General features: G+C 66.1%; 16 protein-coding genes. All 16 read left to right on the top strand.

Going from position 1 to position 13,702, the window contains the following annotated elements; translation table 11 throughout:
• The 16 genes from BLW83_RS12570 (at position 1) to BLW83_RS12495 (ending at position 13,642) form a co-directional block, all read left to right on the top strand.
• Positions 1 to 564: a nucleotide exchange factor GrpE gene (locus tag BLW83_RS12570; protein WP_090848583.1), complete on the top strand. Its 564-nt coding sequence runs from the start codon at positions 1 to 3 to the stop codon at positions 562 to 564.
• A gap of 94 nt (positions 565 to 658) precedes the next feature.
• A complete protein-coding gene (gene gfa, locus BLW83_RS12565) occupies positions 659 to 1,258 on the top strand; it encodes an S-(hydroxymethyl)glutathione synthase (RefSeq protein ID WP_090848582.1) in 600 nt (199 codons plus the stop codon).
• 93 nt (positions 1,259 to 1,351) lie between these two features.
• Positions 1,352 to 2,482 (top strand): S-(hydroxymethyl)glutathione dehydrogenase/class III alcohol dehydrogenase, encoded by a 1,131-nt coding sequence (locus BLW83_RS12560; RefSeq protein ID WP_090848581.1) that lies wholly within the window; start codon positions 1,352 to 1,354, stop codon positions 2,480 to 2,482.
• 75 nt (positions 2,483 to 2,557) lie between these two features.
• Positions 2,558 to 3,208 carry an ATP-dependent Clp protease proteolytic subunit gene (locus BLW83_RS12555; protein ID WP_090848580.1) on the top strand — a complete coding sequence of 217 codons (651 nt, stop codon included), beginning with the start codon at positions 2,558 to 2,560 and terminating at the stop codon, positions 3,206 to 3,208.
• Positions 3,205 to 3,741 carry a GNAT family N-acetyltransferase gene (locus tag BLW83_RS12550; RefSeq protein ID WP_090848579.1) on the top strand — a complete coding sequence of 179 codons (537 nt, stop codon included), beginning with the start codon at positions 3,205 to 3,207 and terminating at the stop codon, positions 3,739 to 3,741. Before BLW83_RS12555 ends, BLW83_RS12550 begins: the two co-directional genes overlap by 4 nt.
• 3 nt (positions 3,742 to 3,744) lie before the next feature.
• Positions 3,745 to 4,578: an S-formylglutathione hydrolase gene (gene fghA, locus BLW83_RS12545; RefSeq protein ID WP_090848578.1), complete on the top strand. Its 834-nt coding sequence runs from the start codon at positions 3,745 to 3,747 to the stop codon at positions 4,576 to 4,578.
• A gap of 178 nt (positions 4,579 to 4,756) precedes the next feature.
• Positions 4,757 to 6,559, top strand: coding sequence for a methanol/ethanol family PQQ-dependent dehydrogenase (locus tag BLW83_RS12540; RefSeq protein ID WP_090848577.1), 1,803 nt, complete (start codon positions 4,757 to 4,759; stop codon positions 6,557 to 6,559).
• 107 nt (positions 6,560 to 6,666) lie between these two features.
• On the top strand, positions 6,667 to 7,203 hold the full coding sequence (locus BLW83_RS12535) for a c-type cytochrome, methanol metabolism-related (protein ID WP_090848576.1): 537 nt from the start codon (positions 6,667 to 6,669) through the stop codon (positions 7,201 to 7,203).
• A complete protein-coding gene (locus BLW83_RS12530) occupies positions 7,163 to 8,017 on the top strand; it encodes a substrate-binding domain-containing protein (protein WP_090848575.1) in 855 nt (284 codons plus the stop codon). The genes BLW83_RS12535 and BLW83_RS12530 overlap by 41 nt, the downstream gene beginning before the upstream one ends.
• Positions 8,014 to 8,556: a rhodanese-like domain-containing protein gene (locus BLW83_RS12525; protein WP_090848574.1), complete on the top strand. Its 543-nt coding sequence runs from the start codon at positions 8,014 to 8,016 to the stop codon at positions 8,554 to 8,556. Before BLW83_RS12530 ends, BLW83_RS12525 begins: the two co-directional genes overlap by 4 nt.
• A 175-nt stretch (positions 8,557 to 8,731) precedes the next feature.
• Entirely contained in the window at positions 8,732 to 9,925 is a 1,194-nt protein-coding gene (locus BLW83_RS12520) for an ABC transporter substrate-binding protein (protein ID WP_090848573.1), read from the top strand.
• A gap of 6 nt (positions 9,926 to 9,931) precedes the next feature.
• A complete protein-coding gene (locus BLW83_RS12515; RefSeq protein WP_090848572.1) occupies positions 9,932 to 10,894 on the top strand; it encodes a YVTN family beta-propeller repeat protein in 963 nt (320 codons plus the stop codon).
• Between the two features lie 36 nt (positions 10,895 to 10,930).
• Positions 10,931 to 11,485, top strand: coding sequence for a cupredoxin domain-containing protein (locus BLW83_RS12510; RefSeq protein ID WP_090848571.1), 555 nt, complete (start codon positions 10,931 to 10,933; stop codon positions 11,483 to 11,485).
• A gap of 41 nt (positions 11,486 to 11,526) precedes the next feature.
• Positions 11,527 to 12,252, top strand: coding sequence for an ABC transporter ATP-binding protein (locus tag BLW83_RS12505; protein WP_090848570.1), 726 nt, complete (start codon positions 11,527 to 11,529; stop codon positions 12,250 to 12,252).
• A gap of 11 nt (positions 12,253 to 12,263) precedes the next feature.
• Entirely contained in the window at positions 12,264 to 13,061 is a 798-nt protein-coding gene (locus BLW83_RS12500) for an ABC transporter permease (RefSeq protein ID WP_245728853.1), read from the top strand.
• Positions 13,061 to 13,642 (top strand): hypothetical protein, encoded by a 582-nt coding sequence (locus tag BLW83_RS12495; protein WP_090848568.1) that lies wholly within the window; start codon positions 13,061 to 13,063, stop codon positions 13,640 to 13,642. Before BLW83_RS12500 ends, BLW83_RS12495 begins: the two co-directional genes overlap by 1 nt.
• Positions 13,643 to 13,702 lie beyond the last annotated feature (60 nt).

The raw sequence follows: 13,702 nt of genomic DNA, 5'->3' as shown, positions 1-13,702 counted from the left end.
ATGAACGACACCCAGACCCCGAACGGCCAGCCCGACCAGTTGCGTGATGATATCGACCCGGACGATCTGCTGGCGCTGGATCCGGTGGACGAAGACGGCCCCGATTCGCGCATCGCAACGGTGCTGGCCGAACGCGACGAATACCGCGACCGCTTCATGCGTGCCTTGGCCGACGCCGAAAACGCCCGCAAGCGCGCCGAAAAGGACCGGCGCGAGGCTGAAAATTACGGCGGCAGCAAGCTCGCCCGCGACCTGCTGCCGGTCTATGACGCGCTGAACCGCGCCATCGAGGCCGCCGACCGCAGCACCGCCCCGCAGCTGGTCGAGGGGGTCGAGCTGACCCTGCGCGAACTTTCCAACGTGTTCGGCCGCCACGGGATCGAGGTGATCGCCCCCGCCGTCGGCGACCGTTTCGACCCGCTGCTGCACGAGGCGATGTTCGAAGCCCCGGTTCCCGGCACCAAGGCCGGCGACATCATCCAGGTCATGGTGAACGGGTTCCGCATTCACGACCGGCTGCTGCGCGCGGCGCAGGTCGGGGTGTCCTCGACCCCCGCCGGCTAGGCCCTTTCGGGCGGCAGGGATACAACCTTCATCCGACTTGATCCCTGCCGGCCGCCGTCTAACCTTGCTGCCACGCACCAGCGGAGGACGGACCATGCCATCAGATACCGCAGTCCCCAGAATTCACCCCGCCGTCGATCACGGGGTGACAGCGCAGGCCCGCCCGGATTTCGCCGGCGGCACACTGCGTTGCCTGTGTTCGGCCGACCCGGTCGAGGTCCGCATCAGCGCCCAGACCGCCCATAACCACGTCTGCGGCTGCACCAAGTGCTGGAAACCGCAGGGCGTGGCCTTCAGCCAGGTCGCCGTGGTCAGCCGCGACGCGGTCGAGGTCACTCGCAACGGTCACAAGCTTGCGGCGGTAAATCCCGACGCCCCGATCCGCCGCCACGCCTGCAACGGCTGCGGCGCGCATATGTATGGGCGGATCGAAAATACCGAACATCCGTTCTACGGGCTGGATTTCGTCCACACGGAACTGTCGGACGAAACCGGCTGGTCGCCGCCCGAATTTGCGGCCTTTGTGTCCTCGGCCATCGAATCAGGGGTGAATCCCGATCGCATGGGCGCGGTGCGCGCGCGGTTGAAAGAGCTGGGACTGGAACCCTATGACGCGCTGTCGCCGCCGCTGATGGACGCCATCGCGACCCATGTCGCCACGAAATCCGGCAAGCTCAATACGCTTGACGTGTAGGCGCGCCCAAAATCAGCCACCGGGGGCCGGCCATCGACCGGCCCCTTTCGGCATCCATGACGGGCCAGACGGCCGCAATCCAAGGAGAATACCATGAGAACCCGTGCCGCCGTCGCGTTGGAAGCCGGCAAACCGCTTGAGGTGATGGAGGTCAATCTCGAAGGCCCCAAGGCCGGCGAAGTGCTGGTCGAGATCAAGGCCACCGGCATCTGCCACACCGACGAATTCACCCGCTCGGGCGACGACCCCGAGGGAATCTTTCCCGCCATCCTCGGGCACGAGGGCGCGGGCGTGGTGGTCGAGGTCGGCCCCGGCGTCACCAGCGTCAAGCCGGGCGACCATGTGATCCCGCTTTACACCCCCGAATGCCGGCAATGCGCGTCCTGCCTGTCGGGCAAGACCAACCTCTGCACCGCGATCCGCGGGACGCAAGGCCAGGGGCTGATGCCCGACGGCACCACCCGGTTCACCATGCTCGACGGCACCCCGATCCACCATTACATGGGCTGCTCGACGTTCTCGAACTATACGGTGCTGCCGGAAATTGCGGTCGCCAAGGTGCGCGAGGACGCGCCTTTCGACAAGATCTGCTATATCGGCTGCGGCGTCACCACCGGCATCGGCGCGGTCATCAACACCGCCAAGGTCGAAATCGGCGCGAAAGCGGTGGTGTTCGGGCTGGGCGGCATCGGGCTGAACGTGTTGCAGGGCCTGCGTCTGGCCGGCGCCGACATGATCATCGGCGTTGATCTGAACAACGACAAAAAGGCAATGGCCGAGCATTTCGGCATGACCCATTTCATCAACCCCAACGAGATCGAAGGCTCGGTCGTGCAGGAAATCGTCAACCTGACCAAGACCCCGTTCGACCAGATCGGCGGCGCCGACTACAGCTTTGACGCCACCGGCAACGTCAAGGTGATGCGCGATGCGCTGGAATGCACCCACCGCGGCTGGGGCCAGTCGATCATCATCGGCGTGGCGCCGGCGGGGGCGGAAATCAGCACCCGCCCGTTCCAGCTGGTCACCGGCCGGGTGTGGAAGGGCACGGCCTTTGGCGGCGCCCGCGGCCGCACCGATGTGCCCAGGATCGTGGACTGGTATATGGACGGCAAGATCGAGATCGACCCGATGATCACCCACACGATGCCGCTGGACGACATCAACAAGGGCTTCGATCTGATGAACGCGGGCGAATCCATTCGCTCGGTCGTTATTTACTGATCCTCAAGGGTTGCTTAGGTAAGACTGCGGCGGGGCCCGTTCCGGGTGCCCGCCGCAATGCTGAAAGGATGACCCATGCTGCGCCCGTTTCCGCCCCACAGCCTGAATGACGACGATGACGACGACGACGAGGATGAGCGGCGCGAGGACCGGCAGCAGGGCGAGGATCTGGGCCTGCCGCAAAGCCCCTCGATCGACCGGCTGTATTTCCGTTCGCGCACGGTGATCGTGGCCGGCACGATCAACGACAAGCTGGCGCAGCGCACGGTTTCGCATCTGCTGGCGCTGGCCGAGGACAGCGACAAGCCGATCAACATGCTGATTTCCTCGCCCGGCGGCCATGTCGAATCGGGCGACATGATCCATGACGTGATCAAGTTCATCCGCCCCACGGTGCGCACCATCGGCTCGGGCTGGGTGGCCTCGGCCGGGGCGCTGATCTTTGTGGGCGCGGACCGCGAAAACCGTTTCTGCCTGCCCAATACGCGGTTCCTGATCCACCAGCCCTCGGGCGGGATCGGCGGCACCTCGTCGGACATGATGATCCAGGCCGAACAGGTGCGGCTGATGCGCGACCGGCTGAACCAGATCTTTGCCGATGCCACCGGGCAAAGCGTGGAACGCATCGAAAAGGACACCCAGCGCGATTTCTGGCTGAACACGCAAGAGGCGCTGGATTACGGCCTGCTGGGCCGGGTGATCCGCAGCGTTGACGAGCTGAAATGACCCTCACAGCGGCCGGGGCCGGGACACGGCCGGTGGCGGTGGCGATCCGCCCCGCCACCCCGGCCGATCACGAGGCGATCTGGGCGATCCTCGAACCCGTCTACCGGGCCGGAGAGACATATTGCATTCCCCGCGACATCTCGCGCGGGGATGCGTTGGCGGATTGGTTCGCGGCGCCGTTTTCGGTGTTCGTGGCCGAGCTGGACGGGCGGGTGCTGGGCAGCAGCCATATCGGCCGCAACCGCCCCGGCGGCGGCGCCCATGTGGCGAATGCGGGCTTCGTGACCCACAAGGACGCCCGCGGTCGCGGCATTGCGGCCACGATGGTGGCCCACGCCAAGACCTGGGCGCGCGCGCAGGGATTCCGGGCGATGCAGTTCAATTTTGTCGTCGCCACCAACGAAGATGCCGTCCATTCGTGGCAGAAGGCCGGGTTCGAGGTTGTCGGCCGCCTGCCGGGCGCCTTTGATCACCCGCGGCTCGGCCATGTGGACGCGCTGGTGATGTATCACGATCTGACGAAAGGGGATTAGGCGATGACGCTGGAAACCGTCTCGGAAAACCGCAGCTTCGGGGGCATTCAGGGCGTCTATCGCCACAAGTCGCAGGCGACCGGCACCGACATGACCTTTGCCGTCTATCTGCCGCCGGATACGCAGGCCGGCAAAGTGCCGGTGCTGTGGTATCTGTCGGGGCTGACCTGCACGCATGAAAACGCCATGACCAAGGCCGGCGCCCAGCAATTCGCGGCCGAGGCCGGGATTGCGCTGGTGTTCCCCGACACCTCGCCCCGCGGCGAAGGGGTGGCCGACGACGACGCCTATGATCTGGGCCAAGGCGCGGGGTTCTATGTCAACGCCACCCAAAACCCCTGGTCACCGCATTTCCGCATGTGGGACTATATCGTCGAGGAACTTCCGGCACTGGTCTGCGACAATTTCCCGGTGGATGCGCAGGCGCAGGGCATCACCGGCCATTCCATGGGCGGCCACGGCGCGCTGACCATCGCCATGACCCATCCCGACCGCTATCGCAGCGTCTCGGCCTTTGCGCCCATCGCCAACCCCACCGAATCGGACTGGGGCCGCAAGCAGCTGGGCGCCTATCTGGGCGAGGATCGCGCTGCGTGGCAGGCGCATGATTCCACCCTGCTGATGGCCGAACGCGGCTATCCGGGCGAGGTGCTGATCGATCAGGGCGCCAGCGACCAGTTCCTGGACCTGCTCAAGCCGGAAACCCTGGCGCAGGCGATGATGGCGCGTCGCCAACCGGGCTGGTTCCGGATGCAGCCGGGCTATGACCACAGCTATTTCTTCGTCAACAGCTTTATCGGCGACCACGTCTTCTGGCACGCCGAGCGGCTGGCCTGAGCTCGCGCAGCTGCCGGCCCGGCGGGGAATTGCCGAAACTTCCCGCCGGGTTGCCGAAAGCACTAAGACTTTCTGGCTAGTTTCGGCATACAAACGTTGACGAAAGCTCCGTCCCCGCGAAACCTGTTCCTGACGCTCGCATTCCTGACCGGGTGCCGGGCAAAAGGGGGAGGACAAGATGAAACTGACGTTGACCGGCGCCACCGTGGCGCTTTTGCTGTCCAGCTCGGCCGTTCTGGCCAACGACAGCGTTCACGAGGCAATCGCCAACCCGGGGCAGATGGCGTTGCCGACGATGGACTACGCCAACACGCGCTATTCCGAACTGGACCAGATCAACCGCGACAACGTCGGCGACATGCGCGTCGCCTGGACGTTCTCGACCGGGGTGCTGCGCGGGCACGAAGGCGCGCCGCTGGTGATCGGCGACGTGATGTATGTCCATACGCCTTTCCCCAACAACGTCTATGCGCTGGACCTGAACGACAACGGCCGCATCATCTGGCGGTATGAACCCGTGCAGGATCCCAGCGTGATCGCGGTGATGTGCTGCGATACCGTCAACCGCGGCCTCGCCTATGCGGACGGCATGATCTTTCTGCCGCAGGCCGACACCACCGTCGTGGCGCTTGACGCCGCGAATGGCGAGGTCAAGTGGTCCACCAAGATCGGCGATCCCGCCATCGGCGAAACCCTGACCATGGCCACCATGCCGGTCAAGGACAAGCTGATGGTCGGCATCTCGGGCGGCGAATACGGGGTCCGCGGCCGGGTCACGGCGCTGAATCTGGCCGACGGGACCGAGGCGTGGAAAGCCTATTCCACCGGCCCCGACGACGAAATGCTGGTCGACCCCGAGACCACCACCCATCTGGGCAAGCCCATCGGCGCCGACAGCTCGCTTGACAGCTGGGAAGGCGATCAGTGGAAAATCGGCGGCGGCCCGATCTGGGGCTGGTTCTCGTATGATCCGGACCTGAACCTGTTCTATTACGGCACCGGCAACCCCTCGACCTGGAACGCGGCGCAGCGTCCGGGGGACAACAAATGGTCGATGACCATCATGGCCCGCGACGCCGACACCGGCATGGCCAAATGGTTCTATCAGATGACGCCCCACGACGAATGGGACTATGACGGCGTCAACGAAAACATCCTGACCGACCAAGAAGTTGACGGGCAGATGCGCAAGCTGCTGACCCATTTCGACCGCAACGGCTTTGCCTATACGCTAGACCGCGAAACCGGCGAGCTGCTGGTGGCCGAGAAATTCGACCCCGCGGTGAACTGGGCCACCCATGTCGAGATGGACCCGGACAGCGACCAGTATGGCCGCCCGCAGGTCGTCGCCCAATACTCGACCGAGCAGAACGGCGAGGATGAAAACACCACCGGCGTCTGTCCGGCCGCGCTGGGCAGCAAGGACATGCAGCCGGCAGCCTATTCGCCCAAGACCAACGTGTTCTATGTGCCGACGAACCACGTCTGCATGGATTACGAGCCGTTCCGCGTCGCCTATACCGCCGGCCAGCCCTATGTCGGCGCGACGCTGTCGATGTTCCCGGCGCCTGACAGCCACGGCGGCATGGGCAATTTCATCGCCTGGGACAATATCAAGGGCGAGATCCTGTGGTCGAACCCGGAACAGTTCTCGGTCTGGTCGGGGGCGCTGGCCACCGCGGGTGACGTGGTGTTCTATGGCACGCTCGAAGGGTATCTCAAGGCCGTCGATGCCGACAGCGGCGATGAGCTGTATCGGTTCAAGACCCCCTCGGGGATCATCGGCAACGTGATGACCTATATGCACAACGACAAGCAGTATATCGGCGTGCTGTCCGGGGTCGGCGGCTGGGCCGGGATCGGGCTTGCGGCCGGGCTGACCGGCTCGACCGAGGGTCTGGGCGCGGTGGGCGGTTACGCGGCGCTGGCCGACTACACCGCGCTGGGTGGCCAGCTGACGGTGTTCGAAGTCCCCGGCTGATCGGGCCCGCGATACACGACCAAGGTGTGACTATACGACAGCCGCCCCGGGGATAACCTCGGGGCGGAACTGTCCCGCAGACAGCCTGAAGGGGAGAGAGAGGCAAGATGATCCGAGCAAACACCGGGTGGGCCGTCGGTGGTATCCTGACGCTGGGGCTGGCGATCGCAGCAGCGACCGGCGTGGCGGCACAGGGCGTCGAACTGGACCTGGAACCCGACCACATGGAAAACGGACGCTGGTATAACGCCGAAGATCTGCCGACCTTCAAGGTCCAGGACGGCGTGGTGGATTACGCGACGTTTTCGGGCTACCGTCGCTATCATTCGGAATGTCACGTCTGCCACGGCCCGGACGGCGAGGGTTCCACCTATGCCCCCGGTCTGAAAGACAGCGTGACCAAAAAGATGGACTATTGGGAGTTCATGGAGATCGCGGCCTCGGGCAAGCAGGACGTCAACACTGCCGCCAATCTGGTGATGCCGGCCTTTGGCACCAACCGCAACGCCTGGTGCTATATCGACGACATCTATGTCTATCTGCTCGCCCGCGGCACCGGCGCCATCCCGCGCGGCCGCCCGGCCGAGAAAGAGGCCAAGTCCGATGAATTCGCCGCGCAGGAAACCTCCTGCATGGAGGGCTGAGTTGCGCCCGCTGGCCGTCCTGCTTGCCGCCGCCACCCTGGTCGCGACGGCGGCGGGGGCGCAGGTGGCGGACCTGCGCTCGACCTCGGCGCTGCGGGTGTGTTCGGACCCCGCAGCCCTGCCGATGTCGTCCCAGGACGGCACGGGGTTCGAAAACCGCATCGCCGAGCTGCTGGCCGACCGGCTGGGGCTGCCGCTGCGGTATTTCTGGTTCCCGCAGGGTATGGGGTTTGTGCGCAAGACGCTGCTCGACGGAAATTGCGATCTGGTCATCGGATATGCACAGGGTGACGAGCTGGTGCAGAACACCAACCATTACTACACCTCGGTCTATGGGATCGTGACCCGCAGGGACGGCGATCTGGCCTCGGTGGATCACCTGACCGATCCGGCGCTCAGGGGCCGCAACCTCGGCGTGGTGGCGGGAACGCCGCCCGCAACGCATATGGCGCGGGCCGGGCTGGCCAAGGACATGCGCGGCTGGGATCTGTTCGTGGACCGCCGGGTGGAAAACCCGGTCGGCGACATGCTGCAAGGCGTCCGCGACGGCTCGCTGGATGCGGCGGTGCTGTGGGGACCGTTGGCGGGGCCGCTGGTTAAGGACGACCCGGACCTGCAATTCACCCCGCTGCTCGGGGAACAGGGCGGGCCGCGGCTTTACTATCGCATCACCATGGGGGTGCGGCAAAGCGACCAGGAATGGAAGCGGCAGCTGAACAGCCTCATCCGCCGCAACCAGGATGACATCGACGCCATCCTGCGCGAGGCGGGCGTGCCGCTGGTGGACGACTACGGCAAGGCGCCCCGGGAATGACGCGACTGGCGGCGCTGGCCCTGCTGCTGGCCGCCGCTGCTGCCCACGCGACCCCACCCCCCGAACCGCACGGCTTTCGGGGCGAGCCTTACGACGCCCCGGTGCCGGCAACGCTGGCAGGCGCCACCGTGCTGGACAGCGAAGCCGCGGCGGGCTGGCAGGCCGACGGCGCCACGCTGATCGACGTCATGCCGCAGATCCGCCGCCCCAACGGACTTCCTGCGGGCACGCTGTGGCGCGACCCCGAGCATGACACCATCCCCGGCGCGGTGTGGCTGCCCGGCGCAGGCTACGAACGGCTTGCCCCGCAGGCCGAATCGGCCTTTTACGCCGCGCTCGACCGGCTGACCGGCGACAACCGCGCCGCGCCGCTGGTGTTCTTTTGCAAGTCCGACTGCTGGATGAGCTGGAACGCCGCCCGCCGTGCCATCCTGCGCGGCCATTCCCGCGTCGGCTGGTTCCCCGGCGGCACCGACGCATGGCTGGCATTTCACGGAACGTCAGAGCCGGCCCAGCCTTTCGCCGACATCCCCGACTGATCGCGGCGCTTGCCCGTCTTTGGTGTGGAAATATCCTGGGGGTCCGGGGGCCAGCCCCCGGTCCCGCGCCCGCCATAACCCAAAGGTCGCAGGCAAAACCGGTATTCCACGGGGAATTTTTCGCGGCTTGCACAATGGGTTGCGGCCAAGGACACTGATTGCGGAGGAAAATGCCATGCGCTCAACCGTCACAGCCCCGGTGCTGTTTCTTGTGGCCGCGGGGATCCTGCCAGCCGCCGCCCAGACCCCGGACGACCCGCAGCTGGTCCGCGCCGCGGTGCTGCGGGTGGACCAGCCCGCGCTGCCCCCGATCTCGCGGCTCGAGGTCGCGCCCGAGGATCTCGGCTTTGCCGGGGCGCGGCTGGCGATCGAGGACAACGACACCACCGGCCGCTTCATGGGGCAGGATTTCGACGCGGTCGAGGTTACCGCCACCCCGGAAACGGCGTCGGCCGAACTGGATGCGATCCTTGCGCAGGACATCCGCTTTGTCGTGCTGCTGGCCGATGACGCGACCACGCTGGCCTTGGCCGATCAGGCCGGCGACCGGGCGCTGATCTTCAACGCCGCTGCACGGGGCGATGCGCTGCGCGGGGCGGATTGCCGCGCCAATCTCATCCACACCGCCCCCAGCCACGCCATGCTGGCCGACGGGCTGGCGCAGTTCCTGATGTGGAAACGCTGGCCGCGCTGGCTCTTGGTCCACGGCAGCCACCCCGAGGATATCGCGCTGGCCGACGCCTATCGCCGCGCCGCCGCCAAATTCGGCGCCAAGATCGTCGAGGAACGAGAGTTCGAGGATACCGGCGGCGCCCGCCGCACTGATTCCGGCCATGTGCAGGTCCAGCAGCAGCTGCCGGTGTTCACCCAGCGCGCCCCCGATTACGACATCATGATCACCGCCGACGAACACGGGGTCTTTGCCGACTGGATGCCCTATCACACCTGGGACGCGCGGCTGGTTGCGGGATCGTCCGGGCTGGTGCCGCGCAGCTGGCACCCGGCGCTTGAAGCCTGGGGCGCCACACAGTTCCAGAACCGCTTTGAAAAGCTGAACGAGCGCAACATCCGCGAGGAAGATTACCAGGCATGGGTCGCCCTGCGCATGGTGGGCGAGGCCGCGACCCAGACCAGATCCGCCGACCCCGACACGCTGATGCAATTCATGCTGTCCGAGGATTTCCAGGTGGCGGGCTTCAAGGGCCAGAAACTGACGCTGCGCGACTGGGACCACCAGCTGCGCCAGCCGATCCTGCTGACCACCGGGCTGGTGACCACCAGTGTCAGCCCGCAGGACCAGTATCTTCATCAAGTCACCGCGCTGGATACGCTGGGCACCGACCGCCCCGAAAGCGCCTGCAAATTCTGAGGGACGATGAAACACGCACTCGCCATCCTGCTGCTGACCATCGCCGCCACGCCTGCGCTGGCCGCCAAGGTCTATGTCTCGAACGAAAAGGGCAACGACGTCACCGTGATCGACGGCGACACCTTTGAGGTGCTGGGGACCTATCCGGTGGGCAACCGCCCGCGCGGCATCACCATCAGCCCCGACGGCAAGGAACTGTATGTCTGTGCCTCGGACGACGATCTGGTGCGGGTCTTTGACCCCGAAACCATGCAGGAAATACACACCCTGCCGTCCGGCCCCGACCCCGAGCTGTTCGTGCTGCACCCCTCGGGCAACCCGCTGTATATCGCCAACGAGGACGACAATCTGGTCACCGTGGTGGACACCCAGACCCACAGGATGCTGGCCGAAATTCCGGTCGGGGTGGAACCCGAAGGCATGGGGGTCAGCCCCGACGGCAAGGTGGTGATCAACACCTCGGAAACCACCAACATGGCGCATTTCATCGACGCCGAGACCTTTGAAATCTTTGCCAACGTGCTGGTGGACAGCCGCCCGCGCTTTGCCGAATTCAACCACGACGGCAGCAAGCTGTTCGTCAGCGCCGAAATCGGCGGCACCGTCACCGTGATCGACCCGGCCTCGCAGGAAATCGCCAAGGTGATCAGCTTTGACATCCCCGGCGTCCTGCCCGAGGCGATCCAGCCGGTGGGGGTGCGCGTCACCGCCGACGGCAAAAAGGTGTTCGTGGCGCTGGGACCGGCGAACCGCGTGGCGGTGATCGACGGTGAATCGCTTGAGGTGACGGACTATATCCTTGTCGGGCAGCGGGTCTGGCAGCTGGCCTTTACCCCCGACGAAAAACATCTTTACACCACCAACGGCAACTCGAACGACGTGACCGTGATCGACGTGGCCACCAACACCGCGCTGCGCTCGATCCCCGTGGGGCAGCAGCCCTGGGGCGTGGTGGTCGCGCCGAACTGATCCGACCTGCCAGGAACACACCAAAGGGAGATAGACATGACCAGGCTGTTGATTGCCGCGATGCTGGCGGCGCTGATCGGGGTGCCCGCGCAGGCCCAGACCGAGGCTGCGCCCGACGGCGACGGCGCGGCGCAGACCGCCCCCGCCGCCGCGGACGGGGATGACGACGACGATGATGATGATGACGCCCCGGCCGCCGCGGCCAGCACCGTCCAGCACCATGATTTCGGCCCCTCGGGGATCATGACCCGCGCGAACCGCGAAGATCTGGCGCCGCTGACCCTGTCCTCGGGCAAGCCGGTGGCCGAGGGTGAATATTCCCTGCAATCGGGCGGCTATTACCGCATCAAGATCCAGGCGGACGGCACCCAGGAACTGGCGCTGTCGGGCGGCGATTTCTTCCGCGCCGTCTGGATCAACGAGGTGGTCATCAACGACATCGAGATCCGCCCGATGGGTGTCCACTCGATCGAGTTCGACGACGCGGGCGAGGCGACGATCAGCTTTATCGCCATCATGCCCGGCCGCTACACGCTGTCGATCCCCGGATCGTCCGGCGAGACGCAGCAGGCCGTGTTCAACATCCGCTGATCGCTTGACGGGGGCGGGGTTCCGCCCCCTCAATTCGCCGCATGACCATACAAGCACTTTCCGTCCAGAACGTCAGCCACAGTTTCGGCGCCTTTCGCGCGCTGGACGATGTGTCGCTGACCGTTCCGCGCGGCAGCTTCACCGCGCTTTTGGGGGTGAACGGGGCGGGCAAGACGACGCTGTTCAACCTGATCACGCGGCTTTACGCGAACCGCTCGGGCGTGATCGAGGTCGCGGGCCACGACCTGCGCCGCGACCCCGCCCCGGCGCTGCGGCGGCTGGGGGTGGTGTTCCAGTCCCGGGCGCTGGATGCCGACCTGACCGTGCAGCAGAACCTGATGTATCACGCCGCCCTGCACGGCATCCCCCGCAGCAAAGCCCGCGCCCGCGTGGCCGAGGTGCTGGCCCAGGTCGATCTGGCCGACAAGGCGGCGGCAAGGGTCTCGGCGCTGTCGGGTGGGCAGATGCGCCGCGCGGAAATTGCCCGCGCCCTGATCCACCGCCCCGAACTGCTACTGCTGGACGAGGCGACCGTGGGCCTTGACGTGAAATCCCGCGCCGAGGTGCTTTCCCTGACCCGCCGGCTGATCGCGGAACAGGGGGTGTCGGCGCTGTGGGCCACCCATATCCTTGACGAGATCGCGCCCTCGGACCGGCTGGTGATCCTCCATCGGGGCCGGGTGCTGTTTTCCGGGCTTGCAGCGCAGGCCGCGCCCGACGGCGACCTGACCCGCGCCTTTCTTGACCTGACCGGAATCCCGGCATGAGGACCGGGGGCATGACCGGCTGGTGGGTGGTCTTTGCCGGCATCTCGCGGCGCGAGACGCTGCGCTTTGTCAACCAGCGCGGGCGGTTTCTGGCGGCGCTGGTGCGGCCGCTGGTCTGGCTGTTCATCTTTGCCGCGGGGTTCCGCGCCGTGCTGGGGCTGTCGATCACCGCGCCCTATCAGACCTATGTGCTGTATGAGGTCTACGTCACCCCCGGCCTGTGCGCGATGATCCAGCTGTTCAACGGGATGCAGTCGTCGCTGTCGATGGTCTATGACCGTGAAACCGGGGCGATGCGGACCCTGCTGGTCAGCCCCTGGCCGCGCTGGTTCCTGCTGGCGTCCAAGCTGGTGGCGGGGGTGATCGTCTCGATCATCCAGGTCTATACCTTCCTGCTGATCGCGTGGTTCTGGGGCATCCGGCCGCCCGTCATGGGCTATCTGGCGCTGCTGCCGGCGCTGCTGCTGTCGGGGCTGATGCTGGGGGCGATGGGGCTGTTCCTGTCCTCGGCCATCCGGCAGCTGGAAAACTTTGCGGGGGTGATGAACTTCGTGATCTTCCCGATGTTCTTTGCGTCCTCGGCGCTTTACCCGCTGTGGCGGATGCGGGAATCCTCGGTGCTGCTGCATGATATCTGCGCGCTGAACCCCTTCACCCATTCGGTCGAGTTGATCCGCTTTGCCCTTTACCTTCAGGTGAACTGGCTGTCCCTTGGGGTGGTGCTGGGGTGTCTGGCGCTGTTCTTTGGCGGGGCGGTGCTGATGTATGATCCGGGCCGAGGGCTGGGGATCCGGCGAAAGGGGGGATGATGCGCAATCTTCTGCTGGCAGCGGCGCTGCTGGTGCCGGTCGCGGCACCGGCGGCCACGCCCACGGCGGACTGGCCCTGTATCCAGCGCCTGCAACCGCGGCTGTCGCTGGGGCAGGTTTGGTCCGGCCCGCCCCCGGCCGAGGGCGCGGCGACCCCGCCCGCAACCGCGGCGCTGGCCGAAAGGCTGGTCCAGCGCCGCATGGCCCTGGACGAGGCGGAATCCGAGATCGCCGATTTCGCCGCCACTGCCGATGCTCAGGCGCTGGCCCTGCTGATGCAGGCGGTATTCCAGCGCATCGACACGCAGCGCGCCACCATCATTCAGGGCATTTCGCGCTATGGCCACGCGCAGGTGGCGCTGGCCGGGCAGGTGGAGACCCGCCGCCGCCACATGGCGGAACTGGAAACCGCCGATCCCCCTGATTTCGACGCCATCGACGCCGAGGAACGCGCGCTCGACATCGACATGCGGGTGTTCACCGACCGCCAGCAAAGCCTGACCTATGTCTGCGAATCGCCGGTGCTTCTGGAACAGCGGCTGTTCGCGCTGGGCCGCGCCATCGCCGCGCATCTGCCGTAAGGGGGGAACCGCCGGTGCCGGTGGGGGTTGGTCCGACGACGCAAACCGCAAGCCAGATGA

The organism is Paracoccus alkenifer (assembly GCF_900108405.1).
In the GTDB taxonomy this organism is placed as follows: domain Bacteria; phylum Pseudomonadota; class Alphaproteobacteria; order Rhodobacterales; family Rhodobacteraceae; genus Paracoccus; species Paracoccus alkenifer.
Note: the sequence above shows the minus strand (reverse complement) of the source record. Positions and strands in the feature narration are given on the sequence as shown.

What these genes read in the sequence shown, in the direction of transcription:
- BLW83_RS12495 (WP_090848568.1), top strand. Translation starts at nt 13,061, where the DNA reads ATGCGCAATCTTCTGCTGGCAGCGGCGCTGCTGGTGCCGGTCGCGGCA.
- fghA (WP_090848578.1), top strand. Translation starts at nt 3,745, where the DNA reads ATGACGCTGGAAACCGTCTCGGAAAACCGCAGCTTCGGGGGCATTCAG.
- BLW83_RS12555 (WP_090848580.1), top strand. Translation starts at nt 2,558, where the DNA reads ATGCTGCGCCCGTTTCCGCCCCACAGCCTGAATGACGACGATGACGAC.
- BLW83_RS12560 (WP_090848581.1), top strand. Translation starts at nt 1,352, where the DNA reads ATGAGAACCCGTGCCGCCGTCGCGTTGGAAGCCGGCAAACCGCTTGAG.
- BLW83_RS12535 (WP_090848576.1), top strand. Translation starts at nt 6,667, where the DNA reads ATGATCCGAGCAAACACCGGGTGGGCCGTCGGTGGTATCCTGACGCTG.
- BLW83_RS12530 (WP_090848575.1), top strand. Translation starts at nt 7,163, where the DNA reads ATGAATTCGCCGCGCAGGAAACCTCCTGCATGGAGGGCTGAGTTGCGC.
- BLW83_RS12525 (WP_090848574.1), top strand. Translation starts at nt 8,014, where the DNA reads ATGACGCGACTGGCGGCGCTGGCCCTGCTGCTGGCCGCCGCTGCTGCC.
- BLW83_RS12570 (WP_090848583.1), top strand. Translation starts at nt 1, where the DNA reads ATGAACGACACCCAGACCCCGAACGGCCAGCCCGACCAGTTGCGTGAT.
- BLW83_RS12520 (WP_090848573.1), top strand. Translation starts at nt 8,732, where the DNA reads ATGCGCTCAACCGTCACAGCCCCGGTGCTGTTTCTTGTGGCCGCGGGG.
- BLW83_RS12540 (WP_090848577.1), top strand. Translation starts at nt 4,757, where the DNA reads ATGAAACTGACGTTGACCGGCGCCACCGTGGCGCTTTTGCTGTCCAGC.
- BLW83_RS12505 (WP_090848570.1), top strand. Translation starts at nt 11,527, where the DNA reads ATGACCATACAAGCACTTTCCGTCCAGAACGTCAGCCACAGTTTCGGC.
- BLW83_RS12500 (WP_245728853.1), top strand. Translation starts at nt 12,264, where the DNA reads ATGACCGGCTGGTGGGTGGTCTTTGCCGGCATCTCGCGGCGCGAGACG.
- BLW83_RS12515 (WP_090848572.1), top strand. Translation starts at nt 9,932, where the DNA reads ATGAAACACGCACTCGCCATCCTGCTGCTGACCATCGCCGCCACGCCT.
- BLW83_RS12510 (WP_090848571.1), top strand. Translation starts at nt 10,931, where the DNA reads ATGACCAGGCTGTTGATTGCCGCGATGCTGGCGGCGCTGATCGGGGTG.
- gfa (WP_090848582.1), top strand. Translation starts at nt 659, where the DNA reads ATGCCATCAGATACCGCAGTCCCCAGAATTCACCCCGCCGTCGATCAC.
- BLW83_RS12550 (WP_090848579.1), top strand. Translation starts at nt 3,205, where the DNA reads ATGACCCTCACAGCGGCCGGGGCCGGGACACGGCCGGTGGCGGTGGCG.